Origin of the sequence: Rubripirellula tenax (assembly GCF_007860125.1) — a bacterium.
GTDB lineage: Bacteria > Planctomycetota > Planctomycetia > Pirellulales > Pirellulaceae > Rubripirellula > Rubripirellula tenax.
The window spans coordinates 987,141-1,013,807 of sequence record NZ_SJPW01000003.1; the positions used below are offsets into that span (position 1 = coordinate 987,141).

Genomic DNA, 26,667 nt, shown 5'->3' on the forward strand with positions numbered 1-26,667 from the left:
GATTCGATTTACTCCATGAGAAAAGAAAAAAGTGGCATCGAAAAACGAAAGATGCCGCTACTTTGAAACGTCGTAGGAGTTCCATGAATAAGGTGCGTTCTCGCTTCATGAAAATTCGCGATCACGGCCACTAAACATGAAGACCCCTACGATTCCGGCTTTCAGTCTCAGGTTTGCGGCGGGGGGAAGCAAGGCAAATCGGGCGGCTCACCCGGTGTTTGATAAAAAAACACGGGCATATTGAGTTTTGTTACCGAGGCTTTGAGATTGAACGCCAACCTTAGGGAACTTGTGAGGGTTTCGCTCATGGCTGAAATCGCCGTGCGACGCCTCAATTCTGTCCAGCAACTTGGGCTTGGCGGCGGCACATGGGCTCGCTCTTGTCATTACCATAGACGCACTTCTTCGGTCGTCATGATCCAAATGGGCTTCCGGTTTTCAGTGAAAGTTGTTGGAGTTGCGGGCCATGCGTCAGATGCTGTTTTTGTTTTGGGTGTGCTTGGTTAGCGTCGTATTTGGTGTCGCCCAAGCAGAGTCGCCGAACGTCGTCTTCATTTTGGCGGACGACTTGGGATACCGCGAACTTGGTTCGTTCGGGCAAGCCAAAATTCGAACTCCAAATCTAGATCGGTTGGCGGCCAGCGGAATGCGGTTGACCCAGCACTACAGCGGCAACGCGGTTTGTGCTCCGTCACGTTGCGTGTTGTTGACGGGCAAACACCCCGGACACGCGTTCGTTCGCGACAACCGTTCCACACCGCCCGAGGGACAATATCCAATTCCCGATGACGAAGTCACCTTGCACGAATTGATGAAGCGAGTCGGTTACGTGACCGGCGCGTTCGGCAAGTGGGGACTCGGCGGCCCCGGTTCGACCGGCGTCCCGCTGAGCCAGGGCGTCGACCGGTTCGTGGGATATCTGTGTCAATCGAAAGCGCACACCTATTACCCCGATTCGATTTGGGATGATGGCCAACCGATGCCGCTGGCCAACACGCCGCCCATTCCCGGGCACGCCGGTCTGGCCAAGGACGCCGATCCCAACGACCCGCAAAGCTACGACGTCTTCAAAGGACAAGACTATGCACCGGATCGAATCAATGCCGCCGCGCTCGATTTCGTTCGCACCAACAAGGACACGCCGTTCTTCTTGTACTATCCCAGCGTGATCCCGCACGTTGCCCTGCACGTGCCCGAGGAAGAACTAAAACCCTACTTGAAACTTGGATGGAACGATCCGCCGTTCACACGCGACGGCGGCGGGTACACGCCGCACTTCACGCCGCGCGCCGCCTATGCCGCGATGATTTCACGGCTGGATCGCTACGTCGGAAATCTGTTGGCGTTGCTTGATGAACTCGACTTGACGGACAACACGATCGTCGTTTTCACCAGCGACAATGGGACGACCCACTTGGGCGAAGAGGTGGACTACAAGTTTTTTGACAGCGTCGGCGAACTACGCGGTTTGAAGGGCTCGCTGTACGAAGGCGGTGTTCGCGTTCCCACCATCGTCCGTTGGCCCGGTCACGTCACGCCCGGTTCGGTCAGTGATCACGTCAGCGGATTCGAAGACTGGGTTCCCACGCTGCTAGAAGTCGTCGGGGGTGCCGAGGTGATCCCCAACGCGATCGACGGTATTTCGATGCTGCCGACATTGGTGGGAAAGTCGCAGCCCGAACGACCGTATCTGTATCGTGAGTTTGCAGGCTACGGTGGCCAACAATCGATCCGCGTCGGTGACTGGAAAGCCATTCGTCAAAGCATGACGAAGGGAAATTTGGAGGTCGAACTGTACAACCTTTCCGATGACGTGGGTGAATCCAACAACGTTGCGAGCGAACACCCCAAAGTGGTCGAAGAAATGGCCGCCATGATGTCTTCGGTGCGCACGCCTTCGTCGGAATTTCCACTGATCCCGCTGGATGGTCCGGTCAAAAAACGCAAGCCGGTCTCGGTAGGTGCTTCGCAACCGAAGCGGCCGTAAGAACACCGGTTTCACCGACCCGACGGGGCGTCGGCGCCGGGTTAGAATCTGACACATGACCCTTGATGCCATCTCTGCGTTCTTGGATTCCTCGCCGACGATCCGCTTGTTAAAGGCGGACTTGGGCGCGTACGTCGTCTTCTTTTTGCGTCAGTCGTTCAAAGCGAACCACGAAGATTCCGCGATCGCTTTTTCGCACGATGACTTGATCCACCGGCTGCAGTGTTTCCAGGACGAATTGCGTGACGAGGACCAGCAGGCCTTGGTCGGATCCGCCGATCGGTATTTGCGTGAGTGGTCCGACGCGGGCTGGCTGCGGCGATTTTTGCCGGCCGATTCGTCGGGGGCACACTACCAACTGACGCGTTACAGCGAAGACGCGATTCGTTTTGTTGATAACGCCTTATCGCGTGACTCGCGGCTGGTCGGCACCGAGAGCCGGTTGCGGTTGGTGATCGATACGTTGGTCGATCTGGTGCGGGGCGCGTCGTCAGATCCCGATCGACGCTTGAAAGACTTGTTGGCCGAGCGACAACGAATCGACGACGAAATCGAATCGGTTCGCGGTGGCGGAAAAGTCGAAACTTACCATCCGGCGCAAATTCGCGAACGGTTTCACACGGCGGTCGATCTGCTGAAGACACTGCAGGGTGACTTCCGCGCCGTCGAGGACCGGTTCGAAGAAATCGGTCGTCAAGTGCAACGCGATGCGTTGACGGATGATCGTCGGCGCGGGCAGATTTTGGCGACGGCGCTAGATGCCGAAGACTTGATCAAGCAACAGGACGAAGGCGTCAGCTTCAACGCCTTCGTCAATTTTTTGTTCGCGCCCCAGGCACAGGCCAAGCTTCGTGAAACGATTGCCGAGGTCACGCGGATCGACGCGATCTGTGACCAGCGATCCGCAGTCGAACACGTCCGTGCGATGGTGCCGTCGTTGCTGGCCGAAGCGGACAACGTGCTTCGGCAAACCGGTCGTCTGTCGCATACGCTGCGCCGGTTGCTGGACGATCAATCGGTCGGCCACCGCAAGCGAACCGCTGAGGTGCTGCGAGACATTCGCACGATGGCGTCACGGCTGAAACATCAAGTGGAATCATCCGATGCCTCGCCAGATATCGGAATGGAAATCGAGACCACGATTGGCGTGGCATCGCCGTTTGCTCGCCCATTTTGGACTCCGCCGCAAGTTTTTGATGTCGCAGTCGAAATGCAAGTCATTGACCTGGCAACGGCCCAGCGTGAAGCACGAAAGCTGGCCGGCTTACAACGACTGGAATGGGAACGAATGCGAGATGCGATCGCCCGCGAGACTCGCCGGCGGCCATCGATCGGATTGTCAGAACTGATCAAGCTTCGCCCATTGAAAGTCGGCATCATTGAAATGGTGGGATGGATTCAAATCGCTCACGAAGACGGGCATCGGATCGATCGTGATGCCGAAGAAGAAATCCACGTGACGACGCAAGATGCGGTGACCGGAAAGATGACGACTCTGGCCGTCCGTGTGCCCGTCGTCACTTTCCATCGGACCAGCGAAGTTGCCAACGCCCCGATCCGCACCAAAAGGCCACGTTGATGGACGGGAACGAAAACCAGAACGATACGTTGTCACCAGACTCGTTGCCGCCGCCCGTCCCGTGGGCACCGGCGGCGGTTCGTTTGCTGCAAAGCATTGTCTATCACGATGACGCCGGTGATCACTGGAACCAAATCTTGGCCGGCGTGACGCCACTTAGCGACTACTTTGCCCGCATCGGTTTGATGTTGATCGTCAACGAAGAAGACGGAATGGCCTACCTGCGTCAGATTGAACCCGAAGTCTTGCCGCCGGATTATCCGTCGATTCCGCGGCTGTTTCGCAGTGTGCGATTGACGTTCGAAGCGTCGTTGTTGTGTGTGCTGCTGCGTGACGAGTTGCGGCGGTTCGAAGAAGAAATTCATCGCGACGATCGCTGCGTGATCGAACAGTCGTCGCTGTTGGAAATCTGGCAAAGCCTTGTTCCCGGCGAGGACGATGCGGTGCGAGCGAATCGAAACTTGGGTGGGCAATTACGAAAGTTGGAAGAGCTGAAGTTCGTCCGCCAATTCGAAAAACAACCGCCAAGCTGGGAAGTACGTCGCATCCTAAAAGCACGCTTGCCGCTGGCGGACTTGGAACGTTTGCGGGCAGATCTGGAAACTGAATTGATGCGACGTTCCAATGGTGCAGATGCACCGGAGTCGGCGACGGAGGTTCTGGACGACAATGAGGAGGATTCAAATGAATGACCCCAGACATCACCCCCAACCGATGTCTCTGTTCAGTGATGAAGATGCCGTTGTCGATGTTGATCGCCGGCCCGGGTTTCGGCTGTCGACCTTCGAAGTGTTCAACTGGGGCACGTTCGACGGACAAGTGCATTGCTTCAACCCGCTGGGGACGACGTCGTTGTTGGTGGGCGAAAACGGGGCCGGTAAGTCGACGCTCGTCGACGCGATGTTGACGTTGTTGGTGCGTCCCGGCGTCCGTAACTACAACGTCGCAGCGGGGGCCACCAAGAAAGAGCGAGACGAACGGACCTACATCCGCGGTGCCTACGACCGAACGGCCGGGCGCGATGAAAAGCCGCAAATTCAATACCTGCGTGACGGCAACGGATACTACACGGCGCTGTTGGCAACGTTCGCTAGCGCGACGTCGGGAAAACAGTTCACGCTTTGCCAAGTGATGTATCTGACGTCCTCAGGTGACAAGAAAATCTACTACGGTTTCGACACCAAGCCACGCAGCATTGCCGGCGATCTGGGGGAGTTAAAATCGGGCAGCGACATCAAGGCGGCAATGACCGATCGTGGCTTTCAAGTCACCGAGAGCTACAAGCAGTATCACGGATGGTTTCAACGCCAAGCCAAGTTTCGCCCCAAGGCGATGGACATCTTCAACCAAACCGTCGCGGTTAAAGACGTGCAGCGTTTGGACCAGTTCATTCGCGACCACATGCTGGAAAAGAAGCCCTGGAATGACAAGGTTGCCAGCCTGCTGCAACACTTCGCCGAGCTAAGTGAAGCCCACCGCGCGCTGGTTCAAGTACGCCAACAGTCGGAACTGCTGCTGCCGATCGTGAAGACCGGAAAACGCTATCGAAAGGCAAACGAACAACTGCAATTGGCCCGCGACCAACACGCCGCCGCAGCCTTGTTTTTTGACAGTGCCACTGCCGACCTGCTGCGACCGTTGTGCGCGAAGTGGCAATTGCGAGTCAGCCATTTGGACGAAGAAATCAAGGTGCTCGACGTCGCGCTGAAGGCCAAGCGAAGTGACGCCGCGCGACTGGAACACGAGATCGCGCATAGCGGCGGAGCACGGTTGCAACGATTGCCGGATTTGATTGCCGCTGAAGAACAGCTCGCAAAATCCAAGCGTGACAAACGTTTGATCTTTGAATCAAAAATGAAGCAAACCGGCATCACGATTTCGATCAACAGTTCTCAAAAGCTCGAAGAGGCCCAAGCAAAGGTCTCGCGAGTCCATGACGATCTGCAAACGAAACGCGCCACCGCTATCGAACAGATGAGCGCGCGTGAATACGAACTGGGCAAGCTAAAACATCAACTGGACGACGACGCCGCCGAATTGGAATCGCTGCGTCGACGCAAAGGCAACTTGCCCGACGCGTTCATCGAAGTACGAGCAGCGATCTGCGAAGCATTCCAGTGGTCGCCCAGCGACTTGCCGTTCGCCGCCGAGCTGATTGCGGTCGACCCAGATCATTCACGTTGGGAAGCGTCGATTGAACAGGTGCTGCATTCCTTTGCACGCACGTTGATGGTGCCCGATGACATGTACGCGCGTGTTTCGGGGTACGTCGACGGTCGCCGGTTGACCGACTCGCGTGGCCGCGGCGTTCGATTGACGTACGACCGAGTGTCACAGGCATCGACGGCAACGGATGCGGTTTCGGGTGAGTTGTCGTTGCCCGAAATGTTGCAGTACCGCGACGATCATCCGTTGGCCGTTTATGTTCGCGGTGAAATCCGGCACCGTTTTGATCACTTGGCGTGTGAAACGATCAGCGAGTTCCAGATGGCATCGCGGCGGGCCATGACGATCCATCGGCACGTCAAGCAAAACCATCGCCAACACGCCAAGGACGACCGAAACCACGAAGGCGATCGTCGCAGCTTTGTGCTGGGATGGGACAACCGTGCCAAACGTGAAGCTCTGGAGCAATCGATCCGCCGTCAACAAGCCGCGCTCGAAGATTGCAAAACGGCGATCGCCGCGCTGCGTCAAACCAGCGACCGGGCCACTTCGCTACTGACCGTCATCGACGAAATAAAACTAACAACCGACTTTGACGCGATCGACGATCATCGTCACGATTTCGAAGTGTCACAGTTGCGATTGGAAAAACAGAAACTGGAAGCGTCGAATGATCGCGTCATCGAATTGAAATCAAAGTTGGCGGCGATCAATTCCGAAATTACCGGGCTGGATTCGGATCGTGATTCCTATTTTGATGAACGCTCGCGAACGAAGAAACAGCTCGACGACGGATCTGGAACGCTCGCGGCTGTTGACAAGACGCTAGCGGATGCGGACGCCGATGGAACGCTTGCCACCGCTGGGGATCACTTTGCCGGGATCGCCACACAGATGGGAAATCGGACCCTATCAATCGAAAACATGGGGCGATTACCGACTCAAGTTGCCCACGAGTTATCGATTCGCGTCAGTGAATCGGAACAGAGTATCGAACCGATTCGAAATCGTTTGACGACGGCGATGGGACGCCTGTTGACGAAGTTTCCCGTGTTTGAGTCTGAACTGGATCCCACGCCGCAGTCGCTGGTCAGTTTCGAGTCGTTGCATGATCGGATTTTGAAAGACGATTTGCCGCGTCATGAACGACGGTTTCGACAACGGCTGAAGGAAAAAGTGTTGCAAGAGATCGGTTTGCTGCATGGGTCGTTGGAAGACGAACGTGAAGAGATTCGAAGCAAGATCGAGGTTCTCAACGAAGCACTGCGGCGGCTTGATTGGCGACCGGGCACGTTCATGCGTTTGGAACCGAGCGATACCAGTGACGCCGAGATCCGCGACTTTCGGCGTGACTTGGCCGGCTGTCTCGAAGGCACGCTGGACGGTACCGATGACGCGAACGAAGCCACGTTCGGACGTATCGAAAAGCTTGTCGGGCGTCTGCGTGACGACGCCAATTTGCGCTGGCGCGAGAAAGTGATTGACGTTCGCAACTGGTTCAAGTTTGCTGCTCGCGAATACGACGCCGCGACCGGCGATCCGGGCAGCTACTACGATGGCGGCACCGGGCAATCCGGCGGCGAAAAGGGGAAACTTGCGTTCTTGGTTTTGGTCGCCGCGATTGCGTATCAGTATGACTTGCGACCGGACGAACCGGACAGCGAACGATTGCATTTCGTAATGGTCGACGAAATGTTCTCACGCAGCGATGACACGCGAGCCAAGTACGCGCTGAATCTGTTCGCCCGCTTCGGGTTACAACTAGCGATCGTCGCGCCGCTGGATGCAAAAGCAAAGATCACCGAAAGCTATGTCGGCATGTACGGCCATATCATCAAAGACCCCGACACGAACCGCAGCGAGCTGATCAGTTTGACCGCCCAGCAGTATCGTGATGTTCAGGCCGAAGAACCGAGCTGATGATCACACCCGAAGCGATCATCGAAAAGGCGAAACGGATTTATCCGAAGGCGGTCAAGGCATGGCTGGCGAACGAGCAAGCGGTGTTTTTTCCACACCGCGTTCCCGTCAACCTTTCGCTCGCCAAGAACTATGCCGCGGCGATTACAGAGGTCGAACGGCTTCGTCAATCATCCAAAGAAGTTCGTGGTCACGGCTATACGGTCGAGTATGAATCGCGTCGCAGTCGCACGTTTGGGTTGAACCAATTCCCAGCGGCCATTTGGATCGACACGATGAACGACCTGGTGCGTTTGGCGGATGTGTCTGTGGATTGGCAGCGTCTTCAAGTTGCGGTCGGTATCTTTCGTGATCGCGCGGTCGAGTTGTTGCCATGGTTGGAACGTCAATCAAATTGGCGGAAGCTGTTGGACGTTGCCGACGACTTGCCTGGGTTGCTGGACATTGTGGATTACTTTCGATCTCACCCACGACCAGATTGTTTCGCTCGCGAATTGCCGATTGCTGTGTCGACAAAGCTGCTGGAATCAAACCGTCGCCGGATCGCCGGTTGGTTAGACATCGTGTTGCCAGCCGATGCGATCGACCCGCGTTACGGATACGACGCGTTTGAGCCTCGTTACGGGTTGCGTTACACGCGGCCGCATTTCTTGTTGCGAGTGCTTGACCTCGAGCTGCAATCCGAACTCGGCTTGCCGTTTGACGAGCTCTCGTTACCGGCCGAATCACTCTCGCAGTTGCCCGTCGTCAAGACGCAAGTGTTGATCGTCGAGAACAAGGTCAATCTACTAACGCTGCCGCCGATGAAGCGAACGGTCGCGTTGGGCGGACTCGGTAACGGCGTGACGCAGCTCGACGACGTAGGCTGGCTTCATGAGAATCCGGTCGTGTATTGGGGCGATCTGGATGCCGACGGGTTCGTGATTCTAGATCGCTTGCGTCATTCGATCGAACAGGTGCAAAGTGTTTTGATGAACCAAACGACGTTCGACAAGTTTGAAGAACTTGCCACAACTGGCAACGGATCGGGGCCCCGAGAATTGACCCATTTGCACGACGCAGAACGCGAGTGTTACGAAAACCTTTGCCGCACCAACCGGCGGTTGGAACAGGAGCACCTGCCGGTTGGGGCTTTGCTAGATGAAATGAAAAGCATGGCAAGCGACTCATCGATTTGGTGAGCCGCTGGCGGTAAGGCCTCGGGTACAGCAGCAAGACCCGCCCGTTCACGGTAACGTCCGGCTTCGCTTCGTCCTCCCTTTTCAATGCGGCCTGAGCGTCAGCGATTCTTGTCGATCTTTTGTAGAGTGGGTCAAATCGCGATAGCGATGCAGACCCACCGATGCGGCAAACACGCGAAAGGCGGTGGGTCATCGCGGCCTGCCGGCACTCTCGACCCACCCTACACGACTACGATCCCGAGGCCGAGCTGTCGATCGCACTGGGTGCAGTGATCGAGCATGATCGTACCGTGTTGACGTATCGCAATTTGAAAGTGAAACGTTTGCCAGAAGAACAGGACTGAGCGAAAGGGACAGCACCGTCGGTCGGACGTGTTGATGCGAACATCTTGCTGCAGCCCCATGTTGTGTCAGATAGACTATGGGATTCCGTTCCTTCAACCACTGTATTTCAATGCGCCAACTTTTCTCGCTGGCTTGGGTCGTTTTTTCGTGCGTTTGGTCCGGGTTGTTGGATGCAGCCGAGCCGGATTTGGTGACGTGGGAGACACGGCAACTCTCGTCACAGTTCTTTAGCGAGTCGGCGACGACGGGCGACTTCAATCGCGATGGGATCGCGGACGTTGCGTCGGGGCCATTTTGGTATGAGGGCCCAGACTTACAAGCGGCAAACCGATTCTATGCGGGCGACGCGTTCGATCCGCATGGATACTCTGACAATTTCTTTGCCTTCACCGACGACTTCAATGGTGACGGCTGGGACGACATCCTGGTGTATGGTTTTCCGGGCAAAGATGCTTCGTGGTTTGAAAATCCTAAGAGGCAAGATCGTTTTTGGCCGCGACATCAAGTGCTGGATAACGTTGACAACGAATCGCCAACGTTCGTGGACATCAACGGCGATGGATCGCGAGACATCGTCTGCAGCAGCGACGGATACTTTGGTTTCGCCGAAATTCGAGGCGATGAGCCGGCGGCAAAATGGACCTTTCGCCGGGTGAGTGACCAGTCCGCCGGTGGCAAGTTCATGCACGGCTTGGGCGTCGGCGATATCGACGGTGACGGGCGAATGGACTTGATCGAAAAAAGCGGTTGGTGGCAGCAGCCCGTGTCGCTGGATGGTGATCCGGTTTGGACGAAACATGCGTTCGAGTTTGCGCCCGGTCGTGGATCGGCGCAAATGTTTGCCTACGATGTCGACGGGGATGGCGACAATGACGTGATCACTTCACTGGATGCCCATGGTTGCGGGCTGGCGTGGTACGAACAAACCGGCGGTGAAGAATCGCCTTCGGAATTCTCAAAGCATCTGATCTTGGGGTCGAAGGCCGGCGATAATCCGTATGGCGTTCTGTTTTCACAGTTGCATGCCGTCGATCTGGTCGACATCAACGGCGACGGATTGAAAGACATCGTCACGGGCAAACGTTGGTGGGCGCACGGTCCTCACGGTGACGCTGATCCGAATGATCCGGCGGTGCTGTATTGGTTCCAACTCGATCGGTCCGCCGAAGGAATCGCGACTTGGATTCCTCATCGAATTGACGATGCATCTGGCGTCGGTACCGACGTTTGCGTGGCAGACATCAACGGCGATCAGGCGCCCGATGTGATCGTTGGCAATAAGAAGGGAACCTTCGTCAGCGTACAGAAACGGTTGAAACCGGATGCGATCGGTAGCGGTCGATTCCGACCACGATCGACCGACATGAACGCGAGCAGCCGGACCGATGGGCTGCCTAATAACGACGGCTTGTCGCCGACCGATGCAGCGAAAGCGATGACGGTTCCCGAAGGCTTTCGCGTGCAGTTGGCGGCCGGCGAACCGTTGGTCCATCAACCGGTTGCGATGACCTTTGACGAACGAGGACGGCTGTGGATTGCCGAAGCGCACACCTATCCGGTTCGCGCGCCCGAGGGCGAAGGTGATGACAAGATCATCATCTTGGAAGACGTGGACCACGATGGAGTGTTTGACAAACGAACCGTGTTCGTCGACGGATTGAACTTGGTCAGCGGATTGGAAGTCGGGTTCGGCGGCGTGTGGGTCGGTGCGGCACCGTACTTGATGTTCATTCCCGACGCCGACGGTGACGACGTCCCCGACAGTGCGCCGCAAATTTTGCTGGATGGCTTCGGCTATCAAGACACTCACGAAACTTTGAATGCGTTCATCTGGGGCCCCGACGGATGGTTATATGGTTGTCACGGTGTGTTCACACATTCGTCGGTGGGAAAACCGGGGACGGCAAAAGGCGACCGTACTCCGCTGAATTGTGGCGTTTGGCGATACCATCCCGTGCGGCATGAATTCGACGTGTTCGCGCGCGGAACCAGCAATCCGTGGGGCGTGGATTTCAACGAACACGGCCAAGCTTTCATCACCGCTTGTGTGATTCCGCACATGTTCCACATGATTCAGGGCGGCCGATACCATCGCCAAGGCGGACGACATTTCAATCCGCATATCTACGAAGACATTCAAACGATCGCGGACCACGCGCATTATGCCGGCAACATTCGCGACCATGCTTGGTGGGGACGTGATCAGCCCGTCGGTGCTGACGATACGCATGCAGCCGGCGGTGGCCATGCCCATTGTGGGGCAATGATCTACTTGGCCGACAATTGGCCGCACCAGTATCGCGGATCTATCTTCATGGCGAATATCCATGGCAACCGGATCAACAACGACATTCTCAGTCGCCAAGGCAGCGGCTACGTCGCATCGCACGGCGCCGACTTGCTATTTGCGAACGACCGTTGGTTTCGCGCGATCAACATGAAGTACGGGCCCGACGGCAGTGTCTACATGATCGATTGGTACGACAAGAATGCCTGTCACCGCGCGGACAAGGAAATTTGGGATCGAAGTAACGGGCGAGTTTACCGAGTATCGTTCGGTACCACCGAGTTACCGGGACTGTCTCTTGACGACGTGACACTGAACGAACTGGCGTCGATGCATCGCAGCACCAACGAAAACCACGTACGAACCGCACGCCGGTTGATGCAAGAGAAGATGTTGTTGGATGGCGATTCCGTTGGCGTCGAAGATCGCGTGGCGGCAACCAAGTTGCTGCGAGAAATCGCGATGGGCGACGAAGAAGTATCGCTGCGACTGCGAGCGATTTGGACGCTGCACTGTATCAATGAACTCGCCGAAGCGGACCTTGAAACGCTGCTGCAGGAACGCGGTCACAAGTCGGAATACCTGCGAGCTTGGGCGATCCAGCTTGCCATGGAAGACTCTGTCGCGGGCGAGTCACTGCTGGCGAGTTTCGCCGAGATGTCACGGCGCGATCCGTCGCCGTTGGTCCGACTCTATTTGGCCTCGGCGCTGCAGCGACTGCCGCTGGAATCACGATGGGAGATCGCAGCGGGTTTGCTCAGCCACGCTGACGACGCGGACGATCCGAATTTGCCTTTGATGGATTGGTACGGCATCGAACCGCTTGTACCGGCCGACACGGACCGGGCACTCGCGTTAGCATCCGGTTGCCGAATTCCAAAAGTTAGTCAGTTCATTTTTCGTCGTGCCGCGGCCGATGCGGGCAGCATTGGTCCGCTGCTAACGTCGCTCGGAAAGACCGACAAAGTGGAAACGCAGTCGATCATGTTGGGTGAAGTCGTTGCGGCGATCAAGGATCAAGGCAAGCTGACGATGCCCGAGGCGTGGCCGGATGTCTACGCCATGCTGTCAGCAAGCGAGGACGCGAAAATCCGCCAGCAAGCTCAACTGGTTACGGTCAAGTTCGGCGACGCGTCGATCTTTCCGGCGTTGCGGGCGATTGCAAGTGACACTTCGGCGCCTGCCGATCAACGCACCAGTGCGTTGCAAGCATTGATCGCCGGCAAGGACAGCGCGCTTGCGCCGACGTTGATTTCGCTGCTAGACGATGATGCGATGCGGGCAGCGGCGATCCGTGCTTCGGCAGGCTTTGATGACGCAGCGATACCCGATGCGATTCTTACTCGTTATCAAACCTTTGCACCGGCCGAGCGAGCGGATGCGGTGGCAACGCTGGCATCTCGAACGGCGTGGGCACTTCGGTTACTGGGCGCATTGGAAGGGGGCATCGTCGACCGCAAAGACTTATCCGCATTCAACATCCGGCAAATGCAACTGCTCGATGACGCAGCACTTTCCGAACGGATCAACAAGACTTGGGGATCGATTCGTGCAACGTCGGATGAAAAAAAACGACAGATCGGGTTTTGGAAACAGAAGCTAAACGCCGAAGCACTTCGATCGGCAAATCGATCGCACGGCCGTCTGCTGTACAATCAAACTTGCGGTAAGTGTCACCAGTTGTTTGGGCAGGGCGAAAAAATCGGTCCCGACATCACCGGCAGCAACCGTGGCGACTTGGAATACACGCTGCAGAACATCTTGGACCCCAGTGCGTTGGTGGGTCGCGATTATCAAACCACCACGGTCTTGACGGTCGATGGCCGGACGATCAACGGGCTGGTGCGGGAAACGAACGAGACTGCGATCGTGATTCAGACGGCAAACGAACGCTTGGTGATCGATCGCGACGACATCGAGGCCCAGAAGTTGACCGAAGTTTCGATGATGCCCGACGGGCAACTCGATCAACTGAAACCGGATGAAGTGGTCGACTTGATCGCCTACTTGGCCAGCCGAACGCAAGTGCCACTGCCCGGCGACGGCCCCTACTTCAGCGACGCAACGGGACGCGTCGAAGGTGCGATCGAGGGTGAGTCGCTGGTCGTCGCGAAGATCACCGGCGGCCGCGCCAAGCCGCAGGAAATGAGCAGTTTCAAGGCTGGCACGTGGAGCGGTAATTCGCAACTGTGGTGGACTGGCGGGAAGGTGGGCGACCGACTGAGTTTGACCATTCCGGTGAAGCAGGCCGGGCGTTACGAAGTGTTCGTCGCGATGACGCAAGCACACGACTATGGAATCATCCGTTTCGGTGTGAACGATTCGCAAGTGGCTGAGAAATTCGATCTGTTCAACGGCCCCGTGGTCGTCTCGACCGTGCCGATCTCATTGGGCACGTTCGAATGGGCATCAGGCGACAACATGCTGCACGTTTCGATCGAGGGGAAGAACCCGCAAGCTTCGCCCGGATTCATGTTTGGTCTGGACTACGTGTACCTCAAGCAACAAGTGCCAAGTGAGTAGTTCAAGGACGAACGTGATCAGCAACTTGATCGAATGAAGGAACGATTGCTGGCTTATCCACGTGAGCAGCGTCACAGTTCAACATAGGGTTGCCCGTTTCGGACCACCCTTCGTGGCCCTGCGACTCCGCTCGCGGGGTGTACGGTGTGTTTGCTGAACTGCTTTGCAGTTCACGTCCCGCGAGCTGAGTCGCGGGTCCACATAGGGTTGCCCGTTTCGTGACGCTGCGACTCCGCTTACCAGCTATGCTGATGGGTCGACTATCAACTTCCCTCCTTTGCGGATACCACCATGCTTCTGAATCGTCGCGCCGCTCTCGCCGCGTCTGTCGCCACGATCGCGGCCGCGGTCACGCCTCGGCCCGCATCTGCCCGGTCGCCTACGAAACGAAAGTTTACGATGTCGCTGCGGTGTGGATCGGTGGGCGTGAACGTGAACCAAGCCACGGCGATCGATTTGGCGATTCGAAATGGATTCGAGGCGGTCACGCCCGAATCTCATGATTTGGCGAAGTGGTCGACGGACGAACGTGACCAGCGACTCGGTCGAATGAAGCAAGCGAACCTCAGGTGGGGCGCCGCCGGATTGCCCGTCGAATTTCGCAAAGACGAGACGACCTATCAAAACGACTTGAAGGAACTGCCCCGGCTTGCCGCTGCGATGCAGGTAGCCGGCGTGACTCGCGTCGGAACGTATTTGATGCCGTGCAGCGACGACCTGACTTACACCGAAAACTTCCGCGTTCATGCCGATCGGCTGCGCGAGTGCTCGAAGATCTTGGGCGATCACGGCCAACGTTTCGGAATGGAATACGTCGGGCCAAAGACGCTATGGACGTCCAAGCGATATCCGTTCCTTCACACCATGGCCGAAACCAAAGATCTGATATCGGCGATCGGTTTGGACAATGTCGGATTGGTCCTTGATAGCTGGCACTGGTACACCGCCGGCGAAACCGCGGCGGTTATTTTGGCACTGTCCAACGACGATGTCGTGGCATGCGACTTGAATGACGCACCGACCGGCCTTGAAGTCGATCAACAAATCGACAACCAACGCGAGTTGCCGCTGGCCACCGGCGTGATCGACTTGAAGTCGTTCTTGAAATCGCTTGTTGCCATCGGATACGACGGGCCGATCCGCGCCGAACCATTCAATCAAGAACTCGCCGCGATGGACGACGAGCCCGCTGCGGCGGCAACGGCGAAGGCGATGAAGACCGCCTTCGCATTGGTCGATGATGTCTCATAGAGGCATCGAAAAGGTGTCACGACGACGCGTCATTGTGCTTCGGTCAGTTCACCGATCGCATAGTCGCTCGGCCGCTTCCCGGGAATGAACTTTCCAAACCCAAACGGTGTCGGTTGATAGTCGCCGACGATGGAGACATTCAAGTCGGGTTTGATTTGATTCTCCATTCCCATGCACCAGAACGACGCGTTGATCAGCATTCGCCGCACGCCTTCGCTAGGCAAGTCGTCGGCGGAACCCATCGTGGTCGTGAAGACGCGACCACCGTTGTAGGTGCGCGTCCACGCGATCGGCATCATCGGTGAATTGCGTTCGTCGGTGACGGGAGCGTCATCGGAGTTCATTCCGGTCAAAATCTGGCCTTGAACGACTGCGTGGCCGTCGCCGGATAGCGGCAACGTTACCGCGTACACATCCGTCGGTCCCCAGATTTCGCCTGGCTTGATGCCTCGGACGATCGGATGATCCGCGTCGGCGATGATGCCGCGAGTCGATTCATGGCCGTGGTTGCCATGGTGGGCAACCCAGGTCTCGCCAAACACCCGGCGGCCAAAACCGCCGGCGAATTCACCTTCTTTGTTGTTCCATGAATACTTGGCGTATTGTCGATCGGCGGGAATGTCGAATGGATGCGTCGACGTGCGAACGCCGATCAGCGGGCGACCGGCTTCCACGTAATCGAGGATCATTTGCATTTGATCGTCGGCTAGGTTGCGGAACCGCAGTCCCAAAATCGCCAAGTCTGCCGACGCCAGCGATTCGAGCCCTGGGATGTTCGTGACATCGTCTGGATTGATTTCGCCCGTCGCTGGATCGATGGCAAACAAGACGGTGCACCGGAAACCAAGGTTCTGGGACAGGATTTTTGCCAACTGTGGCATCGCTTCTTCGCTGCGGTATTCGTGATCACCCGAAACCAAAACGATGTGCTTCCCGGCACCCGGCCCATCGCCGCCCGGGAACGTCAGCCATCGATCGTCCATCGACTCCGTCGACGTCAACGTTTGGTAGACAGCGTGCGACGAACGGCCACCAGCACGAAGGTAGGCAATCAGGTCGGCGATTTCATCGGGCTGGAATGTATCTAGCAATCCGGCCGGCATCATGCTGGTTTCGGCCGGGCGAGTTTCCTCGATCGTGTCGCGTTTGACTTGCGTTTGCGACGACGGATCAAGCATATTGGTCATCACCGCCAAGCTGTCCTCGCGCATATTGACCACGCGTCCGATGATGACGCGACCGTCGTCGGTCAAGAATTGCGTGGCGCCATACTGGTCGCTGATCACCTTGCTGGGCTCGATCATGGAAACCAGCAAGTCGTGAACATTGAAACGGCCGCCTGCCGCGGTCAGATCAGGGCCCAGGATGCCGCCCTGCGATCCCATGCGGTGGCACTTGTAGCACTGTGCCGACGCGAAAATTTCCTTGCCGCGTTCAAAGTTGGGCACATGCGAGTCATCGGTTGACGACGCGAGCAAGTCGTCGACGGTCCATTGCTTGACGAACGGTCGCGCAGCAGCCTCGGGTTCATCGCCAGCTTTTTGCGGTGGATTGATCACCGAGGCAAGCCTTTTCTGTGCCTTTTCGGGCAACCGCTCCAAAGCCTCCTTTTTAATGTTGTCGATGAAACCGCCGAAAGACATTCCGCCTCGCGCCGATTGAATGTCGCTGAACCAAGTGAAGTAATCGCGATGAAGTTTCCCCGTCCAGCCTTTTTTGACTCCTCGCAGCGCCATCGCGTAGTAGATCTGGTTTTCTTGGCTGGGCGAGGCTTTCATTTCGGCCACGATCTTCGCCGTCGCGTCACCAGCGTTCAAATAAATCAGCATTTGAGCCAGTTCGCGATCCAGTTCGTTGACGCCGGTTGGGAATCGGTTTTCGATCTTCGCCAGAATCTGGTTTGCGTCGTCGTCCTTGATTTTCCCCAACCGCATTCCAACCAATCCGTAGGCACGCAGCAGATCGATTTTCTGGCTCGGTGCCAGTGATTCCCAATCGATCGAATTGAGTGCGGTCAATGCGTTTGCCTTGTCGTCAGCTTTGCCTGAGCGAGCCAGCGCGATGACCGCCAAAATCTTGCCGTCAGGTTCCGTCATGGTGGCGATCCGATCCCGCCATCGTTCGACAGGTTGATGTTCCAGCGCAATCCGAGCGGCGAAACGAATGGCTCGATCGGTGTGCGACAAGTGTTCCAAGACCATGGGAACGGAATCCGCCGACGTTTCACCGACGTGCATCGCTTCGAGTTGGTGCCGGATGTCGCGAAGTTTCGCGGCTTCCTGATCGACCACGGGTGCCGCCGCAGCGTCTGGTGTTCCGGTGTAGCTGACACGGTACAAGCCGCTTTGCGTTTGTCGGCCACCGATCGTGAAGTACATCGCGCCGTCGGTGGGGTGAATCAAAATGTCGGTCACTGGAAGCGGCGCTGCAGTCGTGAACGTTTCGTACGAACCGGTGTACGAGCTGCCGTCGGGTGTCAATTCGACAGCGTGAATGTTGCCGTAGCTCCAATCGCAAATGAACAGACTGTTTTGATACTTGGCCGGGAACTTTGCTCCGTAGCCAAAACAGATTCCCGTCGGCGATCCCGGGCCTATCTCGACCGCGGCGCCAAACGAATCGGGGTAATAGGCGGGCCATTTTCCGGTGCCGTTACGCCATCCGAACTCGGCACCGCTGATCACGTGGTTGACGCGTGTGGGGCGATACCAGGGTGTGCCGACGTCCCATTCCATGTCGGCGTCATAAGCGAACAGTTCGCCTTGACGATTGAGGGCGATGTCGTATTCGTTGCGAAACCCGGTCGCGATCAGTTCCGTGTCGGTCGCGTCCTCGTTGAACGAAACGATGAATCCGCCCGGCGCCAAACGGTCTGCGTTGTGACCTCGCGCGTCGGGCATCCGGCCGAGCAAGTGATCTTCGTCCCAATTGCGAGGCACTCGGCTGCGCGTGATGTTTTCGGGAAGTGTCGTGTTGTTGCCGGCACACATGATGATCCGCTGACCATCGGGCGACAGGATCATCGCGTGCGGTCCGTGTTCGGTTCCGCCGTTGAGCGGAATGATATGTTCCTTCTTGTCGTACTGGTCGTCGCCATCGGTGTCGGTCAATCGCCAGACGCCCGATGGGAAATCACGCGAGTTGACGTTCGCATAAAGGGAGCCGAACGCGCACAACAGACCCTGAGCGCCCTCGAACTCGATCGCCAGCTTTTCGACCTGAGGCGTCTCGCCACTGACATCGATTCGGTACAAGCCACCGTACTGGTCGCATGCCACCAAACGGCCCTGCGGGTCGACGGTCAAGCTGACCCAAGATCCTTGTTGCTCACCGGGGACTTCGTAAACCAATTCGATTTGGAAGCCCTCGGGCAAGCTGAATTGATCGGCGGGCGTGACGCCCAATCCACCGGCGATGGCGGTGCAGGCCGCGACGGATGCCGTGGCAAGTAAAAACAGAGACAAGAAAAATCGCATCTGCGATAGGCCTTTACGTTTCAGGGGGTGGGTTCACAGGAGGGATGCGTCCCGATGATAACCGCATACGGGCGTCTGCTCCAACGCTGTTGAATTCAAAAACATAAAACGCGAGCGACTTTCTGCCGTAGCTGCGATCGCGTCACGATTTGTTATGTTGTCGGGGTCAAAAAGCGTCCAATTCATGCGGCACGGGGAGCTTCTAGCTATGTCATCGTCATCTTTGGTTCAAGATTCGGCAAACCTGCAACGACGCGTCGGTTGGGACGCGCAACTTTCGTCCGATCCGGCCGAACTGGAACGTTTGCACAGCTATATCGCTTTCCAGATGGCATCCGCGGGATTGACGCCGCCGGACGACTCGAACTCGGACTCCATGGCCGCGTTCTCGGCGGGTATTTTGGACTCGCTGAAGGAAAAGAACCGCTTGCTGGCCGAGCACAGGGCTCCCGTCGATGGTCGTATCGAATCTTTCCTGCAGGACTATTTCCGCGACGAAGTCGGTGACGAACCGTTGCGTTTGCCAAGTCGGTCGTTGACGCTCGATCGTCACGGCATGGCGCGAGAATTGAGTTTGCCACTGGGCGCCAACCACTACGAAAACGAATTGGTCGAGTCACATCGTTGTCTCAACGGGGTGCTCAACAACCCTCGCGCCGATCGTCGCACGACGGCGGGTACGTTCCACGTCGCCGAGGGCGGGTTGCCGATCCCGGGTGACAAGCGAGCCGTTCCGAAAAACGTTTTCGTGAATCTGTTCCGCGCCGCGATGAATCCACCAGACTCATTGATGGAATTACCGTACGCGTCGCAGACCAATCAGCCCGCCCACACCTGGGTGTCATTGCTCTTGCGTCCGTCGGTATGCCCCGAAGTACTGGGTTACTGTGAATCGAAGTCGCTAGAAGTTCGTTTCTTTGCCCCCGGTACCCTGGTCAGCAACCTGGACTTCGTCGAATCGATCTTTGGCAATGCCGGGGACCCGTTGATCGCCGCCAACGACGCCAGCGTCGACGTCCACGGCTGGAGCGGCCATACCGGATGCGTGATTTTGGCGACTCACTTGACGTCGCTGACCAAGAAAGAACTCGGTCTGCCGCACTATGACGAAGCCACTGATCGACAACGCCGTGATTCGATGTGCTGGAAAGATGAAAGCGAAAAGTACAACGACGGCGGCGCGTTCAAGATCACGTGCCGCGATGCATCGGGCACGATGTTGACGCTGATCGCGGACAACTACTACGGGTACTGCAAGAAAGAGGTGAAGACACAGATCAGCTTCGCCACCAATCTGATGGGAAACACCGAAGAAGAGCACGCCGGTGGCGCTCTCGCGTTCGCGTCTTATTCACTTGGTGAGGAATTCCAGGTCAATAGCCGACGCTACAACGGTCGCACGTTCGACGAGATGGCGGCCGAGTACCCTTCATTCATCGATGTTCAAGCGAACGGCTACGGCATCGATCGCAACGATCCGTCGGTGATCTACATTCCCGAATCCGCGAAAGCTTCACTGGCTGATAAGTGCATCCAATGGACACGAGACGGTGAAGAGCATCGCATTCCGCTGTTGCCTCGCAATATTTACATCGCGCCAAGCGGTTACAAAATCCAACTCGAAAAACACCCCAACGCTCCGTCATGGCGATTGATCGGGACCGTCGGCGAGGGCATCTTTTGCCACAAGCCCTGTACCGTCAGCGGCGGCGGAAAAAGCGAGATCAGCAAGAGTCTCCGCGACTACATGTTGTACGGTCCGATTTTTGTCGCCGATCACGAAAAGGATTTCGCTAAACTGGACGAGATCTTCGATCGCAATTACCAAGATCGATGGGACCCCAATACCGACGACAAGCCGGTCTATAAAGATCGACCAAGCCGTAGCGTGCTGGGCCCCGAGCGCAGCCTCGGCAGCATGATTCAATTGCTGACACCACAGCCCAACTTCAGCCCCGAATACAACGCTTGGTTGGCGACCATCCCGGACAACGTCTATGCGTTGGCGCTGATCATCAAGCGGTTCATCAGGCCCGGAATGGAAAAGGATTGGCGTAGTTATTTTGGTGTCGATATCGTCAACGGCTCGCCGGGCCACGAGTTGAAAATCGGTGACCGTACGCTTGTGGGTACTTACCTACGGATCGGCTTGGATGATCAACGATGGCGAACGTTCAAATTGCGTCAGGACTTTATCGCGGCCGACAAAGTCCAACGCGAAGACGACATCAGCTGCAGCGTCGTCGTGCCGGCCAGTCGGGTCGATCAAGTCGGTGCGGGCGTGCCCGTCGCGGGCAGCTACAAGTTTGTCGAGAACTGCGAATTTCGTTTGTTCCAGCGTCCCGATGATGCCATCCACCGCGGTTTGGACAAACAGACCGAATGGGACTTGTCTCAACCGGGCAGCTTCATTAGCAACTTCCAAGCACTGCCGACGGAAATGGCTCGCGACTTGGTCGAAGACGCGATCGAGTTCGACAAATACAGTCCGCCGATGAAAGACTTGCTGCTTCGTGCTGCCAAACAAAAAGACGGTTTCGTCGTCAGCACCGCGCACCCACGCCTTTTGCCCGACGGTTCGCGCACGACCAATCCACGTTATTTGCAAAACCGCCCCGACATGGTCAACGCCCGCGATACCTATGTCGCGATGCGTGGTATGCAGTTGCACCGGAAGTTAGCCGAAGGCGCCCCGGTTCATGCGCCCGTCGGATCGGTCTTGAGCGGTCGTCGCAACAATCCGCCCGAAGCGGAAAAAGGAATTCGTTCGCTGGCGGTTTACTCGCCGCTGCACTATCAGGAACTTCCCGAATTGGTGATGGATTATGTCTGTTCGCTGACCGGCAAAAGCCCCAGCACAACGGGTGCGGGCAGCGAAGGAGCGTTGACCAAGGGGCCGTTCAACGCGTTGATGCCATCGATCGATTTGAACTCGATGGTTGTGTCGATGATCTTGACCGAGCTTGCCGGTTTCAGCACGCCGGCCGGTCACATCGGACCCAAGTTCGCCATCGGACACGACATCTCGCTTTTGATTCCCGAAGTGTGGTGTCGAATGGGACCCGAGGAACGCGATCCCAAAGCCTTGATCAAATCCAAAATGATGGAAAAGGTCGAAGACTTTGAAGTCGACGGCGTCGCGATCCCTGCCAGCCGATTGGGTTACCGAATCACTCGCAAGTTCGTGCGAACCTATTTGGGGCGGATCTTTGACAATCCTGCCAAAGTGTTCCCCGATGAATTGTTGAAACCCGAACTGCAAGATCCCGCATCGTTCGCGGACGGAATCCTGCACATCGCCGAGGCTCAAAAACGCGTGGCACTGCAATACATGTCCGACGGTGGATACGAATTGGCGTGCCCGCCGCTGCAGGCTGTTTTGAGCATCATGGCGTATGGCGAATACGAAGGAAAATCGATCACGGACCCCGAAGTTCGTAGCCTTTTCTCGCGAGACGCAATGCTGCAGAGTGATTGGTACAAACGTCGGCTCGTCACCAAACAGGATCGCGACCTCAGCCATTGGAAGTCGTTCGAGCAACGCCTGACGGCGGTGATCGCCGAATTGTCCGACGGTGCAATGTCAGCGGCGGAGAAAGCAGAGACGGCGGAAATGAGTGAACGATTGCAGTTCGTCCGTGACCGCATCAACGAAGTCTCGTCCCCGGGATATCAGGAGTCGCTCGTCGGCACCCTGGGCGCCGACCCGATGCAACCTTCGTTGACCGACAAATCGATGATCAACAAACTGGCCGGCGTTTGATTGTGACGGCTCGATAGAAAGCGTCCCTGTACAACTCGGATGCCCCGTTCGGCACTGGGCATTCGAGTCTATCAGCCTGTTGAAAAAGGGGCTTGACCCTCTCCGACGTTTCGAATTCACAACGTTTCAGCAATGTCTCCAAAGGTCAGGCCCCTTTTCAACAGGTTGCTATGGGAATCGGGGGCAGTTTGTATGATGTTATCTGGTGAAAAGCAGGCGGTGCGGATTGTCCTGCGTCCATCGTTTCACCTGTGTCTCTGAAGCGCCGATTCGGTGCATCAGGATCTGCCCCATCTTGGGCATCGTTGTCGCACAGCCTGCAAAATGGGTGCGGTCGGCCGACCATGCGGCGCCGTCGTCGGTGACTTCAACCGTTTGGTCGCCCAGTGAGTAGTTTCCAGGGCCGAGTCCGGCCGCACTGATGGCGTCGGTGACAATGATGATCCGGTCGTCCGGAACGCACTTGAAATAGTTTCCCAGGGCAAAGTCGGGGACGTGATGTCCGTCAGCGATGAACGAGATGAACAAGCGATCGCTGCGAGCGAGGACCCGTTGGATGATGTTGTCGTGGCGGGGCAGCGATGCCGGGCATCCGTTGCCCAAATGTGTGTACAACGCCAATCCAGCATCGATGGCCGCATCAAGTTCCTCAGCGGATGCGTCGGAGTGACCGCCAGCAACAACGATGCCTTGATCGGTCAAGTGCCCCGTGACGCCGCCGCCCGGGTCGGACTCCGGTGCAAGCGTTAGCATTTTGATGTGGCCACGGCCGGCCCCGACAAGTCGATCGGCAACGTCCGCGTTGGCGGGGACGACAGCGGACTTCGGGTGAGCACCGACATAACCATCGACGGGGCTGATGAAGGGACCTTCGATGTGAATGCCCGCGATAATACGTCTGACTTCATCGACTTCATCCATCGCTCGCGCGATGCGGTCGATCCTGGCAATCATCGTGTCGATCGGCGCGGTGATGATGGTCGCTAAAATTTGGTCGACGCCGTCGTTGGCGAGTCGTCGGCAGACCCGCACAAAATCGGCATCGTCCAACGAATCGGCATTGAAATCGACGCCCGCGTACCCGTTGACTTGAAGATCGAAATAGCCGGTCATGCGACACGTTCCAATTCGGATCGGGTGTCGGAGCGGAGACTCGCCGAAGACGCTTCGTCAATCACCAGTATCGTGTTTGCGTGCCGTTTCAGGACACTCGCGGGGACATCCGGTGTGATCGGGCCTTCGATTGTGGCTGCGACGGCGACGGCCTTTTGCGAATCGGGGACGCTGCAGTAGATCTTTGCTGACTTTAGAATCTGTGACACGGACATGCTGATCGCATGCGTCGGAACGTCTTCCAATGAAGCGAACCAACCTTCACCGACCTGTTGCATTCGGCACGGTTGGTCCAGTTCGACGCAGAGGTAGGGTTCCGTCGTCTCGAAATCGGCGGGCGGATCGTTGAACGCTAGGTGCCCGTTTTCACCGATGCCAACAAGGGCAACATCGATACGAGTTTTTGCGATCAATGGACTGACTCTTGCGATCGTTGCCGCGGGGTCTTGGTCGCCGTAGAGAAACTGAAAATCGGCAAGCTTGACGAGGTCAACGAATCGTTCCTTCAGATAGCGACAGAACGAAGCCGGGTGGTCGGGCGAGAGACCCGCGTATTCGTCCAAGTGGAATCCGTACACGCGTGTCCAGTCGATGTCTGTGGCTTGAACCAAGTTCGAAAGCACTTCGAACTGCGAGGCTCCGGTGGCGACGATCAGATTCGCCGATCCATAGCGTTGGATTGCGGATCGCAGGTCTTCCGCTGCGCGACTTGCCACGATACGCCCCATCGTGTCCCGGTTGCTCGTTAAAATCGTTTGCATGTCAGGTCATTCGATGTGGTGGAATCGTACGGAAATAGGTGAAGCATGAGTCGTCAGATCTTAATAGTTTTCGCATTGGGATGGTGTTCGCTTGCGACGCTTTGTGCGGATGAACCCCATTCGGATGCCGCTGAAAGTGTCGGCGGAATGATCCGAGTCTTGCCATCGGGAAAGCGTCCCCATGATGCTCGGCTGGGCGAACTGAAAACGCTCAATGGGCATTTTCCTTTCGCCGTACCGGCCAACCCCGCCCAGTGGTATTCGCGGGCCGAGTCACTTCGTCGCCGGGTTTTGGTGGCGACGGGGTTGTGGCCGATGCCGGAGCGAGCACCGATTCACGCGACCATCTACGGCAAGGTCCAACGCGACGGATTCACAGTCGAGAAAGTTTCCTTCGAAAGCCTGCCCGGCCATTTCGTAACGGGTCTGTTGTTTCGTCCATCGGATTCCAGTCTCGCGAAACGCCCAGGGGTCTTGTCGCCTCATGGCCATGGCGGACGCAATCAAGCATTCACTGACGATGAACTGGCCACGCAATTGAACAGCGGCGGTGAGCACTTCGCCGCATCGGGCCGAACGCCCAAATTGGCTCGCTGCGCACAGTTGGCTCGGATGGGGTGCGTGACCTTCATCTTCGACATGCTTGGCTATTGCGATTCGGTGCAGATCCCATTCGAGGTCGCCCATCGTCACGCGGACGTGCGGCCGGTGGAAACCGAAAGCACTGACGACGCGTGGGTCTTCTACAGTCCTCAAGCGGATCTGCGATTGCAATCCGTCATGGGGCTGCAAACTTTCAACGCGATCCGTTCCCTCGATTTTCTAGCATCGCTGCCGGACGTCGACGCCGATCGGTTGGCCGTCACCGGCGGCAGCGGCGGTGGCACCCAATCGATCCTGTTGGGTGCGATCGATGATCGAATCAAAGTCTCGTTCCCCAACGGCATGGTTTCCACATCGATGCAGGGCGGGTGTTACTGCGAGAATTGCAACCTGCTGCGGATCGGAACGGGGAACGTTGAGCTAGCCGCGCTGATGGCGCCTCGTCCCCAAGCGATGACGGCCGCCAACGATTGGACATCGGCGATGATGACAGACGGCTATCCGCAATTGAAATGGTTGTACGCGATGGTCGGTAACGCTGACGATGTTCATTGTCGACCGCTGCTGCAGTTTCCCCACAACTATAACTACGTCACTCGTGCGACGATGTATTCGTGGTTCAATCGACACTTGTCGCTGGGCTTGGATGAACCGATCGTCGAGGGCGACTTCACTCCGCTAAGCGTCGCCGAGACGACGGTTTGGGACGACGAACATCGGGCGCCCACATCCGTTGGGCCCCAGCACGAACGAGCCATTTGTCGATGGTGGGATCAGCAATCCAGAACCATGCCGGGAATTGGGATGTCGATAGCGGGTGACAACTTGAGCGAGTTTCGATCGGTCGTCGGCGCCGCATGGCAAACGATGATCGATGGTGAACTGCCGATCGACGTTCGCTATCGTGAAGTCCGTTCGCAGCAGCGTGGCGGTTTGAATTTTTCGATGGGGTTGGTGACCGCTCCCGCTCGGGGCGTCGAGTTGCCGGTGGTCATTATCCGAAGCGAATCGGGGGCATCGGCAACCGGTCGAGTGGTCGTGTGGACAGACGGGCTTGGCAAGTCGGCGATTTTAAAACAGTTGACTGACTCGCGTTCGTTGCTTCGCCAGATCGTTGCCAAGGGTGACACCGTTTTGTTGCCGGACTTGTTCGAACAAGGCGAATTTCGCGACGACGGCGTGCCTCTGGATCGACAGCGCCGCGTCGACGATGCACGAGCCTATTCGGCTTTCACGTTGGGCTACAACCCGACGCTGGTTGCCCATCGAAGTAGTGACTTGCTGGCCATCATCAAGTACGCCAAGCAAGTCGGTGCCGACCAAGTCGTGATGATCGCCACCGGCGGTTCAGCCTCTTACGCGGCGTTGGCGGCTGCGATTGCCGGTAACGTCGTCGATCATGCAATCATCGATACGCAGGGGTTTCGTTTTGCAGCGATCGACGATTGGCAAGACGCAAACTTTGTCCCCGGCGCAGTCAAGTACGGAGACATGCCAGCCATTCTCGCGCTTCGCGCCCCGCACCGTTTGACGGTCATCGGCGAAAGAGATTTGCCGGTGCTCGTCGAGCAAGTTTTTAAGGCCGCCGGCGCATCTAAAAGTGTCGATTCAAAGGCGAATGTCGATGCGAATTTGATCGAAGAGTTCCATCGGTAACCGGTGGCCCGATGTGGCACCGCGGCTCCGCTCGCGGGATGGATACTGCAAAGCAG

General features: G+C 57.1%; 13 protein-coding genes. 10 read left to right on the forward strand and 3 right to left on the reverse strand.

The window, feature by feature from the left end; genetic code table 11:
• Positions 1-466: 466 nt before the first annotated feature.
• The 8 genes from Poly51_RS14295 to Poly51_RS14330 all read left to right on the forward strand — a co-directional run bounded on the left by Poly51_RS14295 (position 467) and on the right by Poly51_RS14330 (position 15,239).
• The gene (locus Poly51_RS14295; protein WP_146458428.1) at positions 467-1,987 is read left to right on the forward strand and encodes an arylsulfatase; all 1,521 of its coding nucleotides are present in this window, start codon (positions 467-469) and stop codon (positions 1,985-1,987) included.
• Between the two features lie 55 nt (positions 1,988-2,042).
• Positions 2,043-3,566 carry a DUF3375 domain-containing protein gene (locus Poly51_RS14300; RefSeq protein ID WP_146458429.1) on the forward strand — a complete coding sequence of 508 codons (1,524 nt, stop codon included), beginning with the start codon at positions 2,043-2,045 and terminating at the stop codon, positions 3,564-3,566.
• Positions 3,566-4,258: a DUF4194 domain-containing protein gene (locus tag Poly51_RS14305; RefSeq protein ID WP_146458430.1), complete on the forward strand. Its 693-nt coding sequence runs from the start codon at positions 3,566-3,568 to the stop codon at positions 4,256-4,258. Before Poly51_RS14300 ends, Poly51_RS14305 begins: the two co-directional genes overlap by 1 nt.
• Positions 4,251-7,652, forward strand: coding sequence for an ATP-binding protein (locus Poly51_RS14310; protein WP_186775550.1), 3,402 nt, complete (start codon positions 4,251-4,253; stop codon positions 7,650-7,652). The genes Poly51_RS14305 and Poly51_RS14310 overlap by 8 nt, the downstream gene beginning before the upstream one ends.
• Positions 7,652-8,833, forward strand: a complete 1,182-nt coding sequence (locus Poly51_RS14315) for a Wadjet anti-phage system protein JetD domain-containing protein (protein WP_146458432.1) — start codon at positions 7,652-7,654, stop codon at positions 8,831-8,833. The genes Poly51_RS14310 and Poly51_RS14315 overlap by 1 nt, the downstream gene beginning before the upstream one ends.
• A 161-nt stretch (positions 8,834-8,994) precedes the next feature.
• Positions 8,995-9,177, forward strand: a complete 183-nt coding sequence (locus Poly51_RS14320) for a hypothetical protein (protein WP_146458433.1) — start codon at positions 8,995-8,997, stop codon at positions 9,175-9,177.
• Positions 9,178-9,287: 110 nt separating this feature from the next.
• Positions 9,288-13,988: a PVC-type heme-binding CxxCH protein gene (locus Poly51_RS14325; protein ID WP_146458434.1), complete on the forward strand. Its 4,701-nt coding sequence runs from the start codon at positions 9,288-9,290 to the stop codon at positions 13,986-13,988.
• Between the two features lie 291 nt (positions 13,989-14,279).
• Positions 14,280-15,239, forward strand: coding sequence for a sugar phosphate isomerase/epimerase family protein (locus tag Poly51_RS14330; RefSeq protein ID WP_146458435.1), 960 nt, complete (start codon positions 14,280-14,282; stop codon positions 15,237-15,239).
• Positions 15,240-15,268: 29 nt separating this feature from the next.
• Here Poly51_RS14330 and Poly51_RS14335 read toward each other — a convergent pair whose 3' ends face one another.
• Positions 15,269-18,715, reverse strand: a complete 3,447-nt coding sequence (locus tag Poly51_RS14335; RefSeq protein ID WP_146458436.1) for a ThuA domain-containing protein — start codon at positions 18,713-18,715, stop codon at positions 15,269-15,271.
• A 208-nt stretch (positions 18,716-18,923) separates the two neighbouring features.
• Here Poly51_RS14335 and Poly51_RS14340 point away from each other — a divergent pair, with 208 nt between their 5' ends.
• Positions 18,924-22,478, forward strand: coding sequence for a hypothetical protein (locus Poly51_RS14340; RefSeq protein ID WP_146458437.1), 3,555 nt, complete (start codon positions 18,924-18,926; stop codon positions 22,476-22,478).
• A 198-nt stretch (positions 22,479-22,676) separates the two neighbouring features.
• On the opposite strand, the gene Poly51_RS14345 is transcribed toward Poly51_RS14340, so the two are convergent.
• Both Poly51_RS14345 and Poly51_RS14350 read right to left on the reverse strand, forming a co-directional pair.
• On the reverse strand, positions 22,677-23,591 hold the full coding sequence (locus Poly51_RS14345) for an N-acetylglucosamine-6-phosphate deacetylase (protein WP_146458438.1): 915 nt from the start codon (positions 23,589-23,591) through the stop codon (positions 22,677-22,679).
• A complete protein-coding gene (locus Poly51_RS14350; protein WP_246114495.1) occupies positions 23,588-24,352 on the reverse strand; it encodes a glucosamine-6-phosphate deaminase in 765 nt (254 codons plus the stop codon). Before Poly51_RS14350 ends, Poly51_RS14345 begins: the two co-directional genes overlap by 4 nt.
• Positions 24,353-24,397: 45 nt before the next feature.
• On the opposite strand from Poly51_RS14350, the gene Poly51_RS14355 reads away from it, so the two are divergent.
• A complete protein-coding gene (locus Poly51_RS14355; protein WP_146458439.1) occupies positions 24,398-26,611 on the forward strand; it encodes an alpha/beta hydrolase family protein in 2,214 nt (737 codons plus the stop codon).
• Positions 26,612-26,667 lie beyond the last annotated feature (56 nt).